Source organism: Paenibacillus sp. FSL R7-0179, from assembly GCF_038002265.1.
In the GTDB taxonomy this organism is placed as follows: domain Bacteria; phylum Bacillota; class Bacilli; order Paenibacillales; family Paenibacillaceae; genus Paenibacillus_AQ.
Genome location: NZ_JBBOCC010000001.1, coordinates 2,686,348 through 2,702,832, shown reverse-complemented (window position 1 = coordinate 2,702,832; position 16,485 = coordinate 2,686,348). Strand labels below are relative to the sequence as shown.

Here is a 16,485-nt window from a genome sequence, read left to right as displayed (position 1 = left end):
ATAAATTATATGCTTTTAACACCAGTACATCTCTCTAAGAAGAGTCTGGCCGTTATCTTTATCGCGGCTGTTCAAAACATCCATCAGGGCCCGCTCTTCCAGCACAGACATTCCGGCAAGCTGAAGCTGTCCGCTCTGTAGCTGCATTAGGGACCCCGGCTCTTTTACCAGCTTACGGATGATTTCTTGTAACATAATTTGCTCCCCCTTATTATTGGTTCGTTTCTTCTTCCTGCAACCAATATATCAGGTTATCCCCCCGGGCAAAACGACATTATAGCCCGTAATTACCGCCAATCTGTTGCGGTTCCCCGCATGCGGTATTGCGTGGCTCCGGGCACTACATTGCGGCCTCAATAATGAGATCCCGCCACTTGGAATCCAGTTCCATACGTTCAATGACCTCCAGAAACCGGTAATAATGCGAACGCATCCGCACCGAGGTATACAGCTGGGTGCCCGTACGTTCCACCGCCTCGCCGAATTCCGCGAACCGGTGCAGCACATCCTCCGGCTCCAGGCTGCCGGCAAAGTATTCCGCAATCCACTTATCGTTCTCCCCGATCTCTGCAAGCAGGAACAGCAGGGGCAACGTCCGCTTGCGGCGGATGAAATCATTTTTGCCATCCCAGTTCAACAGATCCCGGTAGTCATTCTTGATCTGGGCAGCAATTCCGATCTCTTCGGCATATTCGGCTACGCGCTGATCTGCACTTCCCGTAGCCAGAATTACACCGGTCATACAGGCACATACAAGGAGCGCCGCTGACTTCTGCCGCACCATGCTGAGGTAATCCTCTTCGGTCTCAATTTCATTGAGCAGGTCTAGCGTCTGTCCGTTAATGGCTGCCAGAAGCTGATCGTTGAATAATGCTGCAATGCTTCGGACCTGTTCGGCAGGCCAACCACTGCGGAGCAGAGCCTCCTGGGAGAGGCTGAGGAAACCGAGGGCCAGATTAAGGGCGATCTCCTTGGGCATCCGGCACCACGGCATATCTGTATGATCCTCATCCTGTATGTCATCGATAATATCAAGCGCCAGAATCATCATTTCCACGGCAGCAGCCGCTTTATATATCCCGGTATCCTTCCCGCCGAACATCCGGTAGTGCAGCAGGGTCATTTTACCAAACAGCAATGATTCTGAACACTTTATCTTGATGGCCGCCTGGGCCGCTTCGTGCAGCAGCTTCACCCTGAAGTACCGGTCGATCTGAGTCTGAAATTCGGTCATTACGTTTACTATAAAATACTCCATGAACCGTCCCCCGCCTCTGTATCTATCATCTTCTGCTTCTCATGGTTCATTTTAATAGATACGGCCCGGGAATTCCATTGTTTTCCTGTAAAAGAAATCCTCTCATTCTCTATTTCTGACATTGACAATGAGCGGAACGCGGGGAAATCAGGCTGGTGTAATGCATTGCACCAGCATCTAATACAATTTTACGCTCATGTACGTTAGAGAGAAGCGTAATGTATGAGCTGTAATGATCGACCAGCGCGCGCAGGAATTCCTCCTCCAGCACAGCAGACCGTTCCCCTGACAGGGGGCTTGTCCAGCGGATATGATAGGTCTGAAGCCTGTCGATAAGGCAGTCGAAGCAAAAGGATGGATGCAGCGCGTAGACCGGCCCGATCTCCGTAATCCCGCCTTCTGCTACCCGGCAGAGAAATATAGTATCCCTGCGTTTCAAATCAACCTCCTCACGCAGTCTCCGCAGCTGCAAGGGATCACTGTACATTACAAGATGATGCTGCGGGGCATTCTCATCCTTGATTAAAGGGGCTGAAGCATAAGCAAAGGGGACACCGGCTCCGGCATACCGTATGACCCGAATCTCGGAGCGCAGATACCCGCTGGTCAGCACAAGTGATAGAGCATACGGGTCCACGTCGGCATCCACACCTGTGAACATCTCTTTGAAGCGCTCAAGCGCCGCCAGATGAACAGGGTCCACCAGGATGCCATTCTCATACAGCCGCCCCGCCCCCTTGGAGTCAGCAGAGAGCTGACGGTCTTCAAGCACCCGCTTCAGCCGCACCGGATCACGGTGGGAGATCGTGTAGAGCGGGCTGGTCCGGCGGTAGCAATTCATGACCTGAAGAGTATCCTCTGCTGCCTGCAGTTCAAAAAAAGCATTCAACATGTTCTTCTCCTCCTTCGTTTAGCCAAGCACTATGCCATACACACAGTGCTGGTATTTATGCTCCCTTAACAGCAGAAGCTCCTCAACCTTGTCCGCAAAATACCCGCAGATCGGCAGCGTATTCTTATCCATGGCGGTGCTGAGCAGCTGTACATTCTGGGCAATATGGCCGGCTTCGAGCAGGGCAAGCTTATAGGCCAGACGGCCGTATTTCTTGAAGCTGTATTTCAAATCCGCCATGAAGAACAGCAGAATGGATGCCCCTTCCAGCGCCAGGCTTCTCGCATCCGTCTTGTACAGGGTCATGGGGAAAAGACGCTCCAGTTCTTCCGGCGGCAGTGCGCTGCGGAACCGGTACAGCTCTTTTTGCAGCGGCGCATAATAGTACACACCGTCCTCAAGCCCTTCCACTCCGCGGATATACATATACAGCTTGATCGAATACATCGCCCCGCCCGAAGGATAGGTCCGCATGGAGATCTGTTTGCCTGCATGATGGCTGCCCATATGCCGCTGCTCATCGCGCGGTCCGGCGGACCAGCACAGCAGGGCAGCCAGCTCGTCCAGTGACCAGGACGCCCCCATCTGGCCCAGCAGTGTAGATCTGCGCTTCAGCAGCAGCTTGTCGAGCCGTACCTCGTATTCCTCCGGCAGGGACGGGCTGCGTTCCAGACTGACCTTGTCCAGGTATTCCTCCAGCGGGACTTCATTGCCGGGGAACTCGTAGTTGTCCAGCGGCCGCTGGTTGAATCTCCAGGCCACAGAGCGCGGCTCCTCCCCGGCTATTTCCCCGAACAGCAGATCATAATCATAGAACTCGGATATCTGATTATGGGACGGTAACATTTGAACCCACCTCCTGATTAATTGTGAGACTAGAGAGCGTCCGGTACAGCGCATATTCATATTCCGGACTGATTCCGCAGCGGTTGTTCAGCATGTGCAGGTGTGAATACAGGATGGATCTTACCCGCTGATCGTTCTGCTCCGCTGCTGCAATGGCGGCATAGCCTTCCAGCAGAGCGGTCCGCAGGTGTCCGTAATTTCCATCGCTGAGCAGTAGACGATCCACCGGTTCCCGCCAGTCCGGGTGCGCTGTACACCAGCGGACCAGCTTGGTTATCAGCTCCATGTCACCGAGCTGATACAGCCGTTGCCAGCTCTCCGCACTCTTGCGGTAAAAGGATTGGAGCTCCCCCAGACGGGGAAGTCGTGTAAAGAGACTCTCCGCAAGCTCTTCCAGCACCCGCATTCCCGTCAGCAGGCGCCGGGTGAAGGCACTGCCGGCCGTCAGCTCCAGGATACAGGCGGCCAGCCTGCTGGACTCCATGAACAGGGATTCCGTCAGCGGCATCAATGCCGTACCGCCGTAGCGCTCAAATTCCGGTTCATACGGCTTGCTGATAATCTCGCCCTCCTCATACCAGTCCAGTTTCTGCAGCTCCAGCGGCTCCCCGTCAAATTTATGACCCTGGAAGTATTCTTCCTTGCTCAGCCTGCGGGCCGAGGGATAACGCTGTATATAGGCTCTCACCCTGTCAAACAGCTCGTCTTCCCCAAGCTCTCCATCCATCAGATACCGCACCCGGATATGCGGGCCGTCTTCCCAATACCTCAGGAAGAACCATTTCGAGATTCTTCCCGTGGCCGCAAGCCGCTCCAGTTGTTCGGCCAGCAGCAGAATCAGTCCGTCATACCCCGGCTGGAACTGGTAATACACCCTGTAGCTTTTCCACGTTTGCATAAATGTCCCTCCTTACGGGAATGGATGCGGATCGGGGTTCACCGTGAAATCTTTTCCCAGCCCCCGCCGCTCTCTTTCCCGGATCAGTCTTTCCATAATCACGCGTCTATGCTGCTCCCCGAACGTCATGGGCAGCATGCCGGGAACCAGCACCTTGGCCGCGCGGTACCCGAAGTCCGCCACTTCATCCGGAGTCACATCGGCTATATACAGCTCCCCGTAATGGTCAATGACGGCAGCGGCCAGCTCCTCCAGATCACCGGCCAGATCATCATGAGTGAACCGGCCTCCGGGGTCATAGGCATCCGGGTAGAGTTCCTCCAGAGAAGCCTTCTGCCGCCCATCCCCCCGCAGTACAAAATCCAGTCCCTGGCGGCAGTTGCTCTCGCTGGCATAATACAGAACATGGTCCTCGAATTCGGTGACCGCCCCCGGATTATTCTCAAGCTGCTGCGCTCTTGTGAATGCATGGCCGCCTTCCTTCAGCTCTGCCGCATAGATCGGCAGCGAGGTGATGACTTCCATCGCTGCGGATTCCACAGCCTTACCGGGAATAATATGGGCGGCGGCGGCATTATAGGCCTTCATGACAGCCCCCTCGCGCGTATCATACGCCAGCGCCCATACACTGGGCACCTTAAGCTCCATTGAAATATCGAAGAAGCGGATTTGAATGCCTTCCAGCTCCAAGAAATAGATGAGCTGCTTCAGCTCCTCCAGCGGACTGCCGGAAATGTCAATCTCCCGCAGGGGAAGCCGGTTGTACCAGGCGCAGAGGAAATTATCGCGTTCGATGACCTCGAACAGGCCATGCAAGGCCGCCTCTTCCCAGGTGCTGCCCAGTGCCAGGCCATTGGAGCTGTCGTAGACGAACCTGTTCGTTCCGCTTCTGAAATGTCCGTCTGCGAAGTACACCAGCTGCTCCGGCACCAGTACTTCCCTGCGCTCCTTCATGGAAAGCACCGGCGTCCAGTATACAGGCAGATTTTCCTTGTACTGCAGCAACCTAAAGGCCGGATGCGCCATGGCTATAACGTCGTGCAGACCGAATACCGCAGGGTCCACCGCCTGCTCAGAGACCTGCTCATAGGAGAACCTCTTCGCCGCAGGTGCGGTTCGGTCACACATTCCGCAATACCGCTCCAGGGCTTCAAGCACCGCCAGCTTCATGGCATCCTGCCGCCGGTAAGCCCGGCCGAAGCCGGTCTCCACATAAGCCGGACCGATCCGCAGCTCCATTCCGCCCGCTTCAATATAGGAGGAACGCAGTTCGCGGTAGCGGTGGGTGATCGTTCCGCCATCGGGATCATACCACTTGCGCAGGATCGCCTCTGTATTCATCTCTGAGCGCAGCCGGTAGATACGGCTGCCCTGCTTCACCGTATCTGCCGTCTGTGGATGGCGCGGTGCAGTCACAGATGGAGCCGTGCCGGAGCATACGGGACAGCCGTCATGCCTGCGCAGCAGAACCCCCTCCACGCGCAAGGCATCCCAGTGGATATGCTCAACATGGCCTATGTAACGGTGAAGATGATCCGCCGCAAGGAGGGCACCGCGGATACAATCGGCAGCGAATCCTGCCGCCTGCGGCTGAGGCACATACTCCGTCTTCTCGCCATAGAGCAGCGGCAACAATCCTTCCCTTCCGGTGTCCTTATATTTTTGCGCCAGGCAGGCCATGCAGCCCCCGGCGTCTGCCTGATGGTACAGGGGACCCGCAAGCAGCGTGTCCAGCAGATGATGGAGGAAGAAGATTCCGCCCGGACCGGGAGTCTCCCGGTAGAAGGGACTAAGTTCCTCCGCCAGCAGTTGATCCAGGATGACAAACAGCACGGAGCCGTCTGCTGCAGACCGCTCATCCGTCAAACGGTAAGGGATCTCCTGCTTCTCCAGCTCAAGAACAACCTCCCGCAGAAACAGACTGTCCGTCCGGTATAACACGGCTTCCTTCATAGCCCCTCCTCCTTTCGCTGCACCTGCAAGATGGTTATTCCCGTATTCTCCAGGACCGGGATCAACAGCTCCCGGCTGTCATATCTGTCCTGAAAGGCTTCCGTGAGCTCCTGCTCCGGCTGTCCCGCCGGTGCAGCGCTGGTCTGCTCACCTGCGGAATATGCAAGCGAAGTGCGGATATCATTCTGCTGCACCTGAGCGTAGAAGCGGATTAACGCTTCCTGAATGGCTTCCTGCTGATCGGGAGCGCAGCAGCAGCCGGTCCAGGCGCCGCCTGCTCTCCCGGCAGCAGCACGGTAAGCGCGGATTCCCGGAATCCGCTCCACATAGATCTCAAGCTGCTCCGCATCAGGTACGAAACGGCGAATCATGGCCTGTATCCGCGTATTCCCCGCAAGCGCTGTGAAAGCAAGCATCCGGCCTTCCAGCGCTGCCGGGCCTTCCTCAGCTTCCCATGCCATGAAGAGCTGCCCGGCCAGCCGTTCCAATCTGTGCTGCCGCCCGGCCGTAACCAGCCATTGTCCGGGCGGGCCGGGATGAACCTGATTCAGCAGCCGCTCCAGATTGCGGCAGGAGGCGCGGACGATCTGCTCTGCATTCCCCTCGCCGCTATGGTAGCTTCCGTCTGAAGCGGTGGCTATTTTATAGGGAATCTGCAAGAGATCATTTCCATGAAACACAAAGCTGTGCACAAGCTGGTTCTCCAGACGCTCCAGGGCATCCAGGCAAGTGGTCCAATTCACAATCTCCGCCGGTTCTGCAGAACAGCTCCCCTCTTCCCGCGCAGCAGAACGCAGAATATCGGCCAGCAGCCGTTTGGGCTCAACCACTCGCTTAGCGCCGCTAAGGTCAAGCTGAATGACGCGTTTGGCTGCCTGTGCTTCCTCCCCCTTCAGTCCTTCGCAGGCCGCTGCTATACTTCCGGCATAGCTGAGCAGGAGCGGCTGTGCCGCTGCACTCTTCCACTGCGGATTGCCTTCCTCCACGGCAGCGCTGATCTCCGGTTCGTCATCCGGGGACAGATTGCGCAGCAGCAGCGCTTTGTCCGGAGTGATCACCCGCAGTTGCCATTCCCCGCAGGAAGTAAGAATACCATCTGAATTCCCGCCAGCAGGCACAGAGCGCTGCTCCCCGGGAAGCAGCCGCGCCGCCAACGCCTCATCAACCGGCATCCAGTTTGCGGAGCGGTTACCGAACACGGCCTCTTTAAGCTTCCCGGCGGTTTGCGGGTTCGCTTTTAACTGGTGCAGCCCCTGCTTGCCATATAGATACAGCCGCTCCTCCCGTCTAATGAACCAGTGTGCCATGTCCGCTCTCTCCCGCCATCTTCATCTCCAGATAACTGTAAGCATCCTTCCAGTCCATCCCGTAGCCTGACTCCACGCTCTCGGAGGCCACACCGGTGATTCGCTGCTTGCGCATAGGCGAGATTTCCAGCATCGGCATTAAGGAATACAGGACAGCGGCTACGAAACGGTAGACGACGAACCCTTTGTCGTGATAATGCTTCAGGAAATCGGGGTTAGAGAAAAAAGTCTGATGAAACGCACTGACCTGATCATGCCGCTCGAAGAAATCATCGCCGTAATAAAGCTTGTCATGCACCAGCTCTCCCCGCTCATACGCCTGCTCCAGAATTGTCCACAGTGAACTGATGAAGATCCGCAGCCGCCCGAAAATAAACTCTCGCTCAAACCGGCCTTCTGTGAAGCTTTGCACTCCGCCTGCTATAAATTCCTTTTCGGTATCCGTCCGTCCGTGCAGCGCTTTGTGAATTCTGGACTCCATCTGTTCATCTTTTCTGAACTCGGCCAGCTGGGTTTTGAAATATTCGAAATTGGAGCGGAGTGACAGGTACCCTATCTTAAGCCCCCCTGGACTGTGACTGCCGGTAATAAAAAACATCTTGGCCGCCTCCACATTCTGTCTGTCTTCAGGCAGCTCCGCCCAGGACTCATAAATATCCGCAATCAGCCGGCTCTTAAGCAGCTCAATGCTGTAATTCACTCTGGCGCTGCACAGCGGGTTCCCGTGGGTCAGCATACTGCCCTCCTCAACCGTCACCTCACCGTCACGGCGAAGCGGCAGGAACGTCCCGGAATACTCCTCCATCAAGGCCAGCTTATTCACCATACGCTCGTATTTCACATATTCCTCCTCAGACCGCTCACGGGAATATCGCGCAGCATGGCGGCGGATCAGCTCTTCAAGCTGCGGATTAGCATTAGAGGCATCCAGCGTAACCTTAAGATGGAACCCATAGACCCAGCTTTTCTGAAGAATGAGATTCTCCAGCTTAGAGGTCTGAACGAACGACAGGATGGACCGGACCAGTAAGGCAACCGCTTTGCTGTCGTATAAATAACAATTAATAGTTCGCAGCTGCATATTCCTCTTCCCCCCCGCATGTAATTTCGTAGGTATACTCCAGCACATGATCCCGCTCCGGGTCCGCCACCGGATATTCCTCTTCGATTAAGAGATGTTCTCCCTTGGCCGCAAGCTGCAGGAAGACCTGGAAGAGCAGCGGCGAGGACAGATTGATGAATTGCGGCTTACGTTCCGTCGCCTCTGAAGCCGGTTCTGTGCTTGTGCTGAACGGCCTGGCGAAGAAGCGGGCAGGAATTCCGTTACTGTCACAATAATCAAGGGTGCGCTTCCAGGCTGCGAAGCGGTCCTTCTCGCTGAGCGCTCCCGATAAGGCTGAAGTACTGAGCAGCCATTTCTCCCGGGAAACCATCAGTTCATGTTCGCCCAGCCAAATCCGGGGAACATGGATAACCGTCTCATTCATTCCTGCTTCCGGCTTCAGCCGTTCACGCAGAACCAGCTCCCCAAGGTCGAAGTAACTGGTCCCATGCGAGGACAGGATATCGAAGGTCGTCAGAATGGCCGGGGCGGCTACCAGCACCAGCGTACCCAGAAATTGCGGACGTACGGTGTTACCCGTCGCAGGATCAAAGAACTCAGGACTTTCTGTAGAGGGATTGTACCGGAATCCCAAATCCAGCCATGTGAGGGACTGTCCGCTCTCGGTCATAGACTGAATGGGCAAGGCAATCTCTTTCTGCACCGTTCTCTTGCGGATATTGGCATTGAAGCCGAAGGTATTACGGATATCTGCCACCTGATTCCCATCAAAGCAATCACGCAGGTAAGCGGCGTATTCGCTGCCGGAGTCCTCCAGATATTTCAGGAAGCGGGCGAAATAAATCGAGAATCCCTTATACATATGGTTCAGTACCATACGCTCACCGCTCTCCTGTACAAAAAACGAGTGCGAGAGCAGCCGGTCACCGAGCACCTCCTGAATCTCACTCTGCCAGGCTGCTGTCTGTGTGTCGGAGATGAGAATCTCATCCTGTGCGGCGGCTTCGTTCAGGAATCCCGTCAAGCGGCTGGCGATATTGTGCAGACGCTGAGTCTTCTTATGGCTGAAGGCTTTATCCCAGTTGAACAGTCCCGACGTCTCCTTCAATAACTCCGGGTCCGAGAAGAATACCTGGGCCATATCCCGGAGTACTCTTGAGGCCTCCTGCGAGTTCCCGGGAACGTAACTTGTACCGTAATGGCTCTTGAAGAACTCCCCGGCGGCGAATTGCATCTTAACGACCGTATCAAAGCACATCATCAGCCATTGATAACGGGACAGCTGGGCCAGCCGGCCTTCACGGCCCGGATAGTCCTGGGTCTGCACCGTCTCATTGATGCCGTCAATATACAGCAGGCTGCGGCGGGGCATCGGCTCCAGACCGAACAATGCAGCCAACGCTTCAGCACAAGCATACAGGCGGTCCGTAGCTTCCACATCCAGTGTGTCGCTGAATTGTCCGGTCAGGGCGTTCAGTTCGTGCAGCAGCGGAATACACGCATGATCAACCCCGTAATACTCCAGCTTCAGCAGCAGCTCTTCCGTCAGATTGCCGGCCTGCTCATTCAGATAGTCCGTCCGCTCCAGCACTCCGTTACTGATCAGCTGGCACAGCGTATTGTCTGCCTGTTCACCGGAGACACCAAGAGCACCGAATACCTCCCGCATCGCCGGATACGGGAGCACCTCCGCCTCCTTCAGACTCCCGAACAGCTCATGCAGTGCTTCACTGGCGCGCAGTGTGACCAGCCCCTGTCTGGATTTGTACAATTGGCGTTCACCCTTGGTGTTCTGCAGCACGGTAATATAATATTTCCCCTCAAGCTCCACGCAAGTAGCATTCAGGCGGTATTCGAGCCGCGTAATCCACTCCGGCTCCAGAAATAGCTTGTCGTAGATTTGCAGGATCAGCGAATCATTCAGCCGGGGATAGAGCCGCTTGGCGCCTGTCTTCCTCACTCCACTGAAATTCCCGATTCCGGAATAAGTGAGATTCGCGAAGGGGCTGGTCTTCATACTGGCCCGCGTCAGAAATTTAACCAGGGTATAATCCAGCTTGCGCAGATTCCGGTCATGCTCCTCAGCCGGAGTCCGCAGGTATTTATCAAGCTTGGCGGTAATCGCACTGTTCACAAACGTCAGCGCATCCCGCAGCTCCCGGTCCTCCAGATAGATTCGCTGCAGCCAGCGGCGGTCCGCTGCGGCAAGCGCCTCGAATGCCTTCTGCACCTCTTCCATCCGCTCCCGTTGCTGCTGCCGCAAGGCGAAGACCTGCCGGATCTCGCCGCGCAGCTCCTCTGTGAACAGAGCCTCCACTTGGCTGTACCGCTTCTCGGCACTGGCCCGCTCATTGAAGAAGTCACGCTTGAACCGGATCGCCTCCATCCGCTCGTCATCCTGCTCCAGGCTGCCGATCTGGCGCTGCATTTCTTCCGTTATCTCAGCCAGCCGCAGCGCCGGTTCTCCCGCGCCTTGCCGCACCGCTGAATACTGTCCGCTAAGATTACCCATATACTGGGCTACATATCTAAGCGGGAAATTGGTTTGTCTGTACATATAAAGGGGGGCTACCCGCATTTTTCCCACTCCTGTCTATTATTCGGGGACCCTCCGGGACCGGCCGGCCTGCCCGAACATTTGAATAATGGCCTGATAACTTTGGAGTCCAAACAGCAATGCATGCTCGTCAATGTCAAAAGCTCCGGTGTGAACGTTGTTATTCTCCCGCACATAAGCGCCAATGAAATAGTAACAGGTCTTCACGCCAGGCAGCTCCCTGGCATAGAAGGCAAAGTCGTCGCTGGAGAACAGGAACGGTGCCTCCAGCACCTGCTCCCGGCCAAACCTCCTGCCAAGCAGCCGGGCGGTGAGCCCCGCAAGCGCCGGATCATTCACGCAGCAGGGATACTCGGAAATAATCCGGCTATCCAGAATCCCCCGCACCTGAGAGGAGGCGGATACGGCATCTATCAGCTGCTGGTACCCGTCCCGGAGTGCGGCTGCTTCCGCAGAGCGGAGAGTAAGATACAGCTTCAGCCGGTCCGGGATCACATTGTAGTAGCCATTCGTTTCCACATGCGTAACCTTGCAGAACTGCCCGGCTGTATGATAAGCCTCTTGGAAATGCTGCACCTCAGCAAGTACCTGGAGAACATCCGGCTGGTCAGAAGCATGGCCGGAGGCCAGCTCCAGCAGCAGCTCAGCGTTCAGACAGCCTGCCAGAGCAAGACCGGGCCGCAGGGAGAAATACCCGGCATACAGATCTGGTGTGACATGAAGCGAATACAGGTATTCCAGCTTCTGCGCCTGAAGCAGGGGGAGGAGCTCCCGCGCTCCCGCCATCACTTCCTCGGCTGCCTGAAAGATAAAGCAGCAGTTCACGGCCGGTGCGCTCCGGTCCACCCAGCGGATGAGCTGCAGCAGAATGGACATATGGGCATCATGTCCGCACGCATGGCTTAAGCCGGGATGCATGCTCCGGTAAGGAGCATCCGCCTTGGCATCCTCAACCGGCAGGGCATCCAGCTCTGCCCGGAATCCGATGACCGGCAATCCGGCGCCGCCCTGATATGAAGCAATGATCCCTTTATCCGAGGAATGCTCGATCCTGATTCGGCTGGTATGCCTAACGATGTAATCTTCAATATATGCCCGGGTCTTCTTCTCCTGCCGGGCAAGCTCGGGGATACGGTGCAGCGCCCTGCGGGTCATCCGCAGCTCTTCCAGCTCACCGTCTTCGTGCTTAAGCAACGACTGCATTCTTTTTGTAGCGGTAGACTACGAGAGTTACGATCAGCAGCAGCCCGATGTTCAGCGTCATCATCAAGATACTCTGAAGGGCATCGCCTCCGGTATAGAGAGTCTTAACCGCTTTGCTCAGATAATAGCCCGGGAAGAAGCGCTGGATATGGGTCATGAAGCCCGGCACCGAGAAGCCCAGATCATTCGTGATGTTCATGGACATGAAGGCCAGGTACAGCGGGAAGGAGATGGATTGCAGCGACACAATGTCCAGCAGGAACCCGAGAATCAGGCCGAGGAAAATATAATATAAGCTGGAGTACAGCGCCAGCAGCTCCATCTTCAGCAGCACCGTGTCCATTCTCAGGTGGAAGACAGCTGCGCCAAACGTGATGATTACAGCCGCGATAACCACATTCAGAATCAGTTGAACCAGAGCGGTGACGAAGATGAACTTGCCCTGCGAGTAAGGAGTGACAGTGTAGATGCTGCTGATATATGACTTCTCTTTGGCTACCCGGGTGCTCAGCGTATTCAGCCCGCTGCCCGCTGTTCCGAACAGGGTACAGAATACCGCCAGATAAGTAATAAACTCCCCTTGGCTGTGATCCGGCTTCACGAAGGCATTCAGTGCAAGGAAGAACCCAAGCGGCATCACGAGTGTGAAAAATACAAATCTCTTGTTACGCAGCACCTTGAGAATTTCATAGCGGATGATTGTAATCATGCCTGCATCACTCCTTCTTCATAGTGGTCATAAATTTCACGGTAGCAATCCTTAACTTCCTTAAGCCGTTCTTCATAAGGAATATGCCGCTCCTTCAGGACATCCACCAGCCGGGATTGCTCTGCCGGATGAAATACATACAGCCGTCCATCCTCCACCAGACCGCCGAACCGGCGCTGCAGCTCCTCTGCTTCCTCTGCTTGCGCGGGATGGACAACGAGGATTTTCTGGGCATTCAGATCCTCCTTGCTGACAACCGCAGCGACCTTTCCTTCTTTAAGGAAAATAAACCGGCGGCAAAAGTCGTTCAGCTCATCCAGATGATGTGAGGTTACAAATATGGATTTGCCCTGCCCCTGCAGCTCCTTGATCTTGCTCCAGAACATTCTGCAGGCGGTGACATCCATGCCGACCGTCGGTTCGTCCAGGAACAGCAGCTTCGGATTGGCCGCCAGAGAGAGGGCGAAGGACAGTCTGCGCTTCTGCCCGCCGGACAGGCTCTGCACCATGCTGCGGGTCTCTTGCACCAGATCCCCGGCCTTCAGCAGCTCATTCGTATCCACCTTGGATCTGCTGTAGCTCTTATGCAGCTCAATCAGCTCCTTGACCCGCAGTCCGTCGGGAAAAAGATCCTTTTGCAGCATTATTCCGACATCCTTATGGTTATCGAAATGCCGCTCTATGACCCCGGCATCGATACTGGTAAGCCCCAGAATGGAACGGATCATCGTCGTCTTCCCCGCCCCGTTCGGTCCGATTAAGGCGATACTTTCGCCTTCCGCCACATCGAAGCTCACTCCGGCCAGCACCTGCTTATCCTTGAACCGCTTCTCTACATCTTCTAATTTCAGCAGCATTTGCAAGTTGTTCTCCTTCTTTCTGTTATCGTTTATTGTGTTTCAGGGAAATGGATGGGGCGCCTGATAGGCCTCTGCCGAGTCCATCCTCCAGTGCTGCGCAGCCTGCCGGATACGCCGTCCGCAGAGCATCCGGCTGGCTTCACCGAACCACATGGGCTGCATCTGAGGCACAAGCACTTTGACTGCCTCCAGTTCAAGCGCCTTGTATCCTTCGGGTGTCTGACGGACGATGAACACTTCGCCGTAATGCTCTGTCATCCGGTCCAGCAGCCTTGAGGTTTCTTCTGCCAGATCAATCACCGTATGCTGAAGCTCCCCGTAGAACCGGGCAAACCGCTCGCGGATGCCATATTGACCGCCACCGGCCAGGAAGCCGAAGTGATGCCGTTCCTCCTGAAGGAAATAGAGAATCGGATGATCCTCGACCCGCTGTACCCCTTCATGGCGGATGCGCCGGGCTTTCTCATGAATCTCTGCGGTATGAGTGCCGTAGTATTCCAGCGCCAGCAGCATTTCCTCCAGCGCCGAGAGGATGGCCTTCTCCGGATCGGGATGGGCACCCGCCGTACTGTAGGCCGCGAACTGGTTCCCGGTCTGTCCCAGACAGAGAGCCCAAATGACAGGAATCTCTGTCTCCATCGTGATGTCGAACAGCTGTACGGTATACCCGAGTGCCGTAAGCCGTCCGGTCATATAAGTGATCTGTGCATTCTCTGCCGAATCCGGCAGAATCTCAGGCGGTGAACGCCGCAGGTACCAGTGATTCAGGAAAGCATCCCGCTCAATCAGCTCCAGACAGGCATAATAGATACCGTCAAGCACGGTTGTGCCCAGTGCATTCCCGTTGGAATTGCCTTTGTAAATCCGCGGCCCGGCTGAATATCCGTCATCCGGCTTATAATAGGCCAGGCATTCCGGGACATAGACTGTGCCTTGCCGCTTCCAGCCGAAGGCAGGTATCCAATTCAAGGGCAGCTCCTCATGGTAAGCGGCTATCTGTCCGCTTCCCTTCACCGCACCGGTGAACAGCAGCGGATCGATGGCTGTCTCCCGCTTCTGCAGACTCCGGGTGCCGGATCTGATACTCAGCCCTTCCCTGCCGCGCGGGTGCATTCCCGCATAACGTTCCAGCGCCTCACACCTCGACTTTAGCTCGCTGGCTCTATAATCAGTAGAGCTGCCGATGCCCAGCTCATAGGTCTCCTCCCTGTAGATCCTGAAGAAGCTGGTCAGCGAAAAGAAGGAACGGGTATTTCGATCCCGATAAATCATAAAATTGGAGTCGGCATTGCCTGGCGCGAACACGGCATCGCATACCGCAGTGGACTCAGCCCGGTATGAACTGCCATACCGGAACATCGCTTGCCGTTCGAACGCCTGGCGGATCACGGCGGTGTCGTCCTCCGGTTCAGCTTCAGCACAGAACTTGCAGCGCTGTGCGGGCCAGAAGGAATACCTGCGGACATTACCGCCGCCAGGCTCCAGCCGGTAATAATCCAGCACTCCGGGCGTTCCAGCCTGCCGGAGCAGCAGAGCCAGACACTCCTGCACCAGCTCTTCATCCACGCTGTAGCTGCCAACAAGTTCGCTTCGGCCTTCATCTCCAGGCAGCCGCTCATTCGCTCTAAGGTTCTCGTTCCTCCGTTGCGCGAAGCAGGACGGACAGCCTATCCCGCCCGGATTGAAGACAGGTCCGGCAAGCACTTCGTGAACATCCACGTGCAGAAGTGCAAATCTCTCCTCCCGGGGCCAGTTCCGCTCCCTGCCCCGCTGGTGGGCGTAGGCTATGAAGCATAGCAGCCGTTCCCCGCCGAGCTCAAGCACTACCTGTTCCTCCAGGCGGTGTATCGCCTGATCCAATGTCATTGCAGCTGTCTTCATCGCCATTCCCCCCCTAAGAGAGCGAAGCCGAATTTGCGGGACAGACCGTCCTCATACCGGCACAGCGTACCGCCGGCCGTCTCAGGAGAAGGAGACGGGTAAGGCCAGGCAGGATCACAATCCTCTCTACGAATCCGGCTCCATACCCGGAACACCGCATCTTCCAGGTCTTCACCAATTGCCCTGTACAGCTTCCCCTCATATTCAGCCTCCATAAGATACACAATCATCAGGGCTTGTAACTTCTTATGCCTGACCTGTGAAGGAACCGGCTGCTCCGTACCGGGCCAGAAGGCAAGGCAGCCTGAAGTCCAATCCCCCTGCTCCAGTTCTTCGGCATCCCCGGCTCCGTGGCGGTTCAGGTAATGCAGGTAGGCGGCCTGGTCAGTTAACCCCGGCGATAGCTGACGATAGCTGTAGCATTGCTCCAGTACATAAGCATACAGATCCTCCAATACCCGGCGTTTGCTGGACCCGGCGAAGCTCACCACCCTGCCGCAGACTTCAGCGTCCAGCCTCCAGTAACGGTCGAAACGGAATTGAATGTTCTGGACCACAGCGCTTACCAGCTCCTGTGAAAGAACCCCCTCGTCAACGGCTCTCTCCTCCAGATGCTCCAGCGGACTGCAATGAAGCGGGCAGCATTCGGCATGAGCCACTTCAGGCAGGGACTGGATGGACTGAAGTCCGCAGGCATCCAGTCTGACCAGCTTGTTACCGGTATACTTCCTTGCACTCATAAAGGCAGGAAGCTGTAATCTGAACCGGCTTGCTACAGGATACTGCAAGCCAAGACAGCGCGGGCAGACTCCGGCGGACAGAATCACCCGGTCACCCAGTTCATACGCAGCTGCCTCTATGGATATCTGCTCTTCTCCGTTCAGCTTGTGCCGGAGATCCTTCAGCCGCTGTGCTTCGGCAGGAGACGGCTGCGGATTGGTAAAGAGCCGGACAAGCGGCTCATAACCTGCCGTTTTGAGCCTGAGCCTCCTTTTGCGGCCAATGACTTCAGCGCCATCTTTCGTTTCCAGAATACGTACCGGTTGCTCACCCATCGT

The 16,485-nt window shown here is 56.0% G+C and carries 14 protein-coding genes; all 14 read right to left on the bottom strand.

Features of this window, described 5'->3' with window-relative positions; all coding sequences use genetic code 11:
* Nucleotides 1-15: 15 nt before the first annotated feature.
* The gene (comX, locus tag MKX63_RS12040; protein ID WP_341017288.1) at nucleotides 16-195 is read right to left on the bottom strand and encodes a competence pheromone ComX; all 180 of its coding nucleotides are present in this window, start codon (nucleotides 193-195) and stop codon (nucleotides 16-18) included.
* Between the two features lie 145 nt (nucleotides 196-340).
* Nucleotides 341-1,258, bottom strand: coding sequence for a polyprenyl synthetase family protein (locus MKX63_RS12035; RefSeq protein WP_341017287.1), 918 nt, complete (start codon nucleotides 1,256-1,258; stop codon nucleotides 341-343).
* Between the two features lie 109 nt (nucleotides 1,259-1,367).
* Nucleotides 1,368-2,150: a hypothetical protein gene (locus MKX63_RS12030; RefSeq protein ID WP_341017286.1), complete on the bottom strand. Its 783-nt coding sequence runs from the start codon at nucleotides 2,148-2,150 to the stop codon at nucleotides 1,368-1,370.
* An 18-nt stretch (nucleotides 2,151-2,168) separates the two neighbouring features.
* Nucleotides 2,169-2,996 (bottom strand): SagB family peptide dehydrogenase, encoded by an 828-nt coding sequence (locus tag MKX63_RS12025; protein ID WP_341017285.1) that lies wholly within the window; start codon nucleotides 2,994-2,996, stop codon nucleotides 2,169-2,171.
* On the bottom strand, nucleotides 2,980-3,894 hold the full coding sequence (locus tag MKX63_RS12020) for a thiopeptide-type bacteriocin biosynthesis protein (protein ID WP_341017284.1): 915 nt from the start codon (nucleotides 3,892-3,894) through the stop codon (nucleotides 2,980-2,982). The genes MKX63_RS12025 and MKX63_RS12020 overlap by 17 nt, the downstream gene beginning before the upstream one ends.
* A 12-nt stretch (nucleotides 3,895-3,906) precedes the next feature.
* The gene (locus tag MKX63_RS12015; protein WP_341017283.1) at nucleotides 3,907-5,847 is read right to left on the bottom strand and encodes a YcaO-like family protein; all 1,941 of its coding nucleotides are present in this window, start codon (nucleotides 5,845-5,847) and stop codon (nucleotides 3,907-3,909) included.
* Entirely contained in the window at nucleotides 5,844-7,154 is a 1,311-nt protein-coding gene (locus tag MKX63_RS12010; protein WP_341017282.1) for a hypothetical protein, read from the bottom strand. Before MKX63_RS12010 ends, MKX63_RS12015 begins: the two co-directional genes overlap by 4 nt.
* Entirely contained in the window at nucleotides 7,135-8,235 is a 1,101-nt protein-coding gene (locus MKX63_RS12005; protein WP_341017280.1) for a hypothetical protein, read from the bottom strand. Before MKX63_RS12005 ends, MKX63_RS12010 begins: the two co-directional genes overlap by 20 nt.
* Nucleotides 8,216-10,774, bottom strand: a complete 2,559-nt coding sequence (locus MKX63_RS12000) for a lantibiotic dehydratase (protein ID WP_341017279.1) — start codon at nucleotides 10,772-10,774, stop codon at nucleotides 8,216-8,218. Before MKX63_RS12000 ends, MKX63_RS12005 begins: the two co-directional genes overlap by 20 nt.
* Nucleotides 10,775-10,813: 39 nt before the next feature.
* On the bottom strand, nucleotides 10,814-11,968 hold the full coding sequence (locus MKX63_RS11995) for a M20 metallopeptidase family protein (RefSeq protein WP_341017276.1): 1,155 nt from the start codon (nucleotides 11,966-11,968) through the stop codon (nucleotides 10,814-10,816).
* Nucleotides 11,961-12,686, bottom strand: a complete 726-nt coding sequence (locus MKX63_RS11990; RefSeq protein ID WP_341017275.1) for a hypothetical protein — start codon at nucleotides 12,684-12,686, stop codon at nucleotides 11,961-11,963. The genes MKX63_RS11995 and MKX63_RS11990 overlap by 8 nt, the downstream gene beginning before the upstream one ends.
* On the bottom strand, nucleotides 12,683-13,543 hold the full coding sequence (locus MKX63_RS11985; protein ID WP_341017274.1) for an ABC transporter ATP-binding protein: 861 nt from the start codon (nucleotides 13,541-13,543) through the stop codon (nucleotides 12,683-12,685). Before MKX63_RS11985 ends, MKX63_RS11990 begins: the two co-directional genes overlap by 4 nt.
* Nucleotides 13,544-13,585: 42 nt before the next feature.
* The gene (locus MKX63_RS11980) at nucleotides 13,586-15,427 is read right to left on the bottom strand and encodes a YcaO-like family protein (RefSeq protein ID WP_341017273.1); all 1,842 of its coding nucleotides are present in this window, start codon (nucleotides 15,425-15,427) and stop codon (nucleotides 13,586-13,588) included.
* A complete protein-coding gene (locus MKX63_RS11975) occupies nucleotides 15,424-16,482 on the bottom strand; it encodes a hypothetical protein (RefSeq protein WP_341017272.1) in 1,059 nt (352 codons plus the stop codon). The genes MKX63_RS11980 and MKX63_RS11975 overlap by 4 nt, the downstream gene beginning before the upstream one ends.
* Nucleotides 16,483-16,485: the final 3 nt, after the last annotated feature.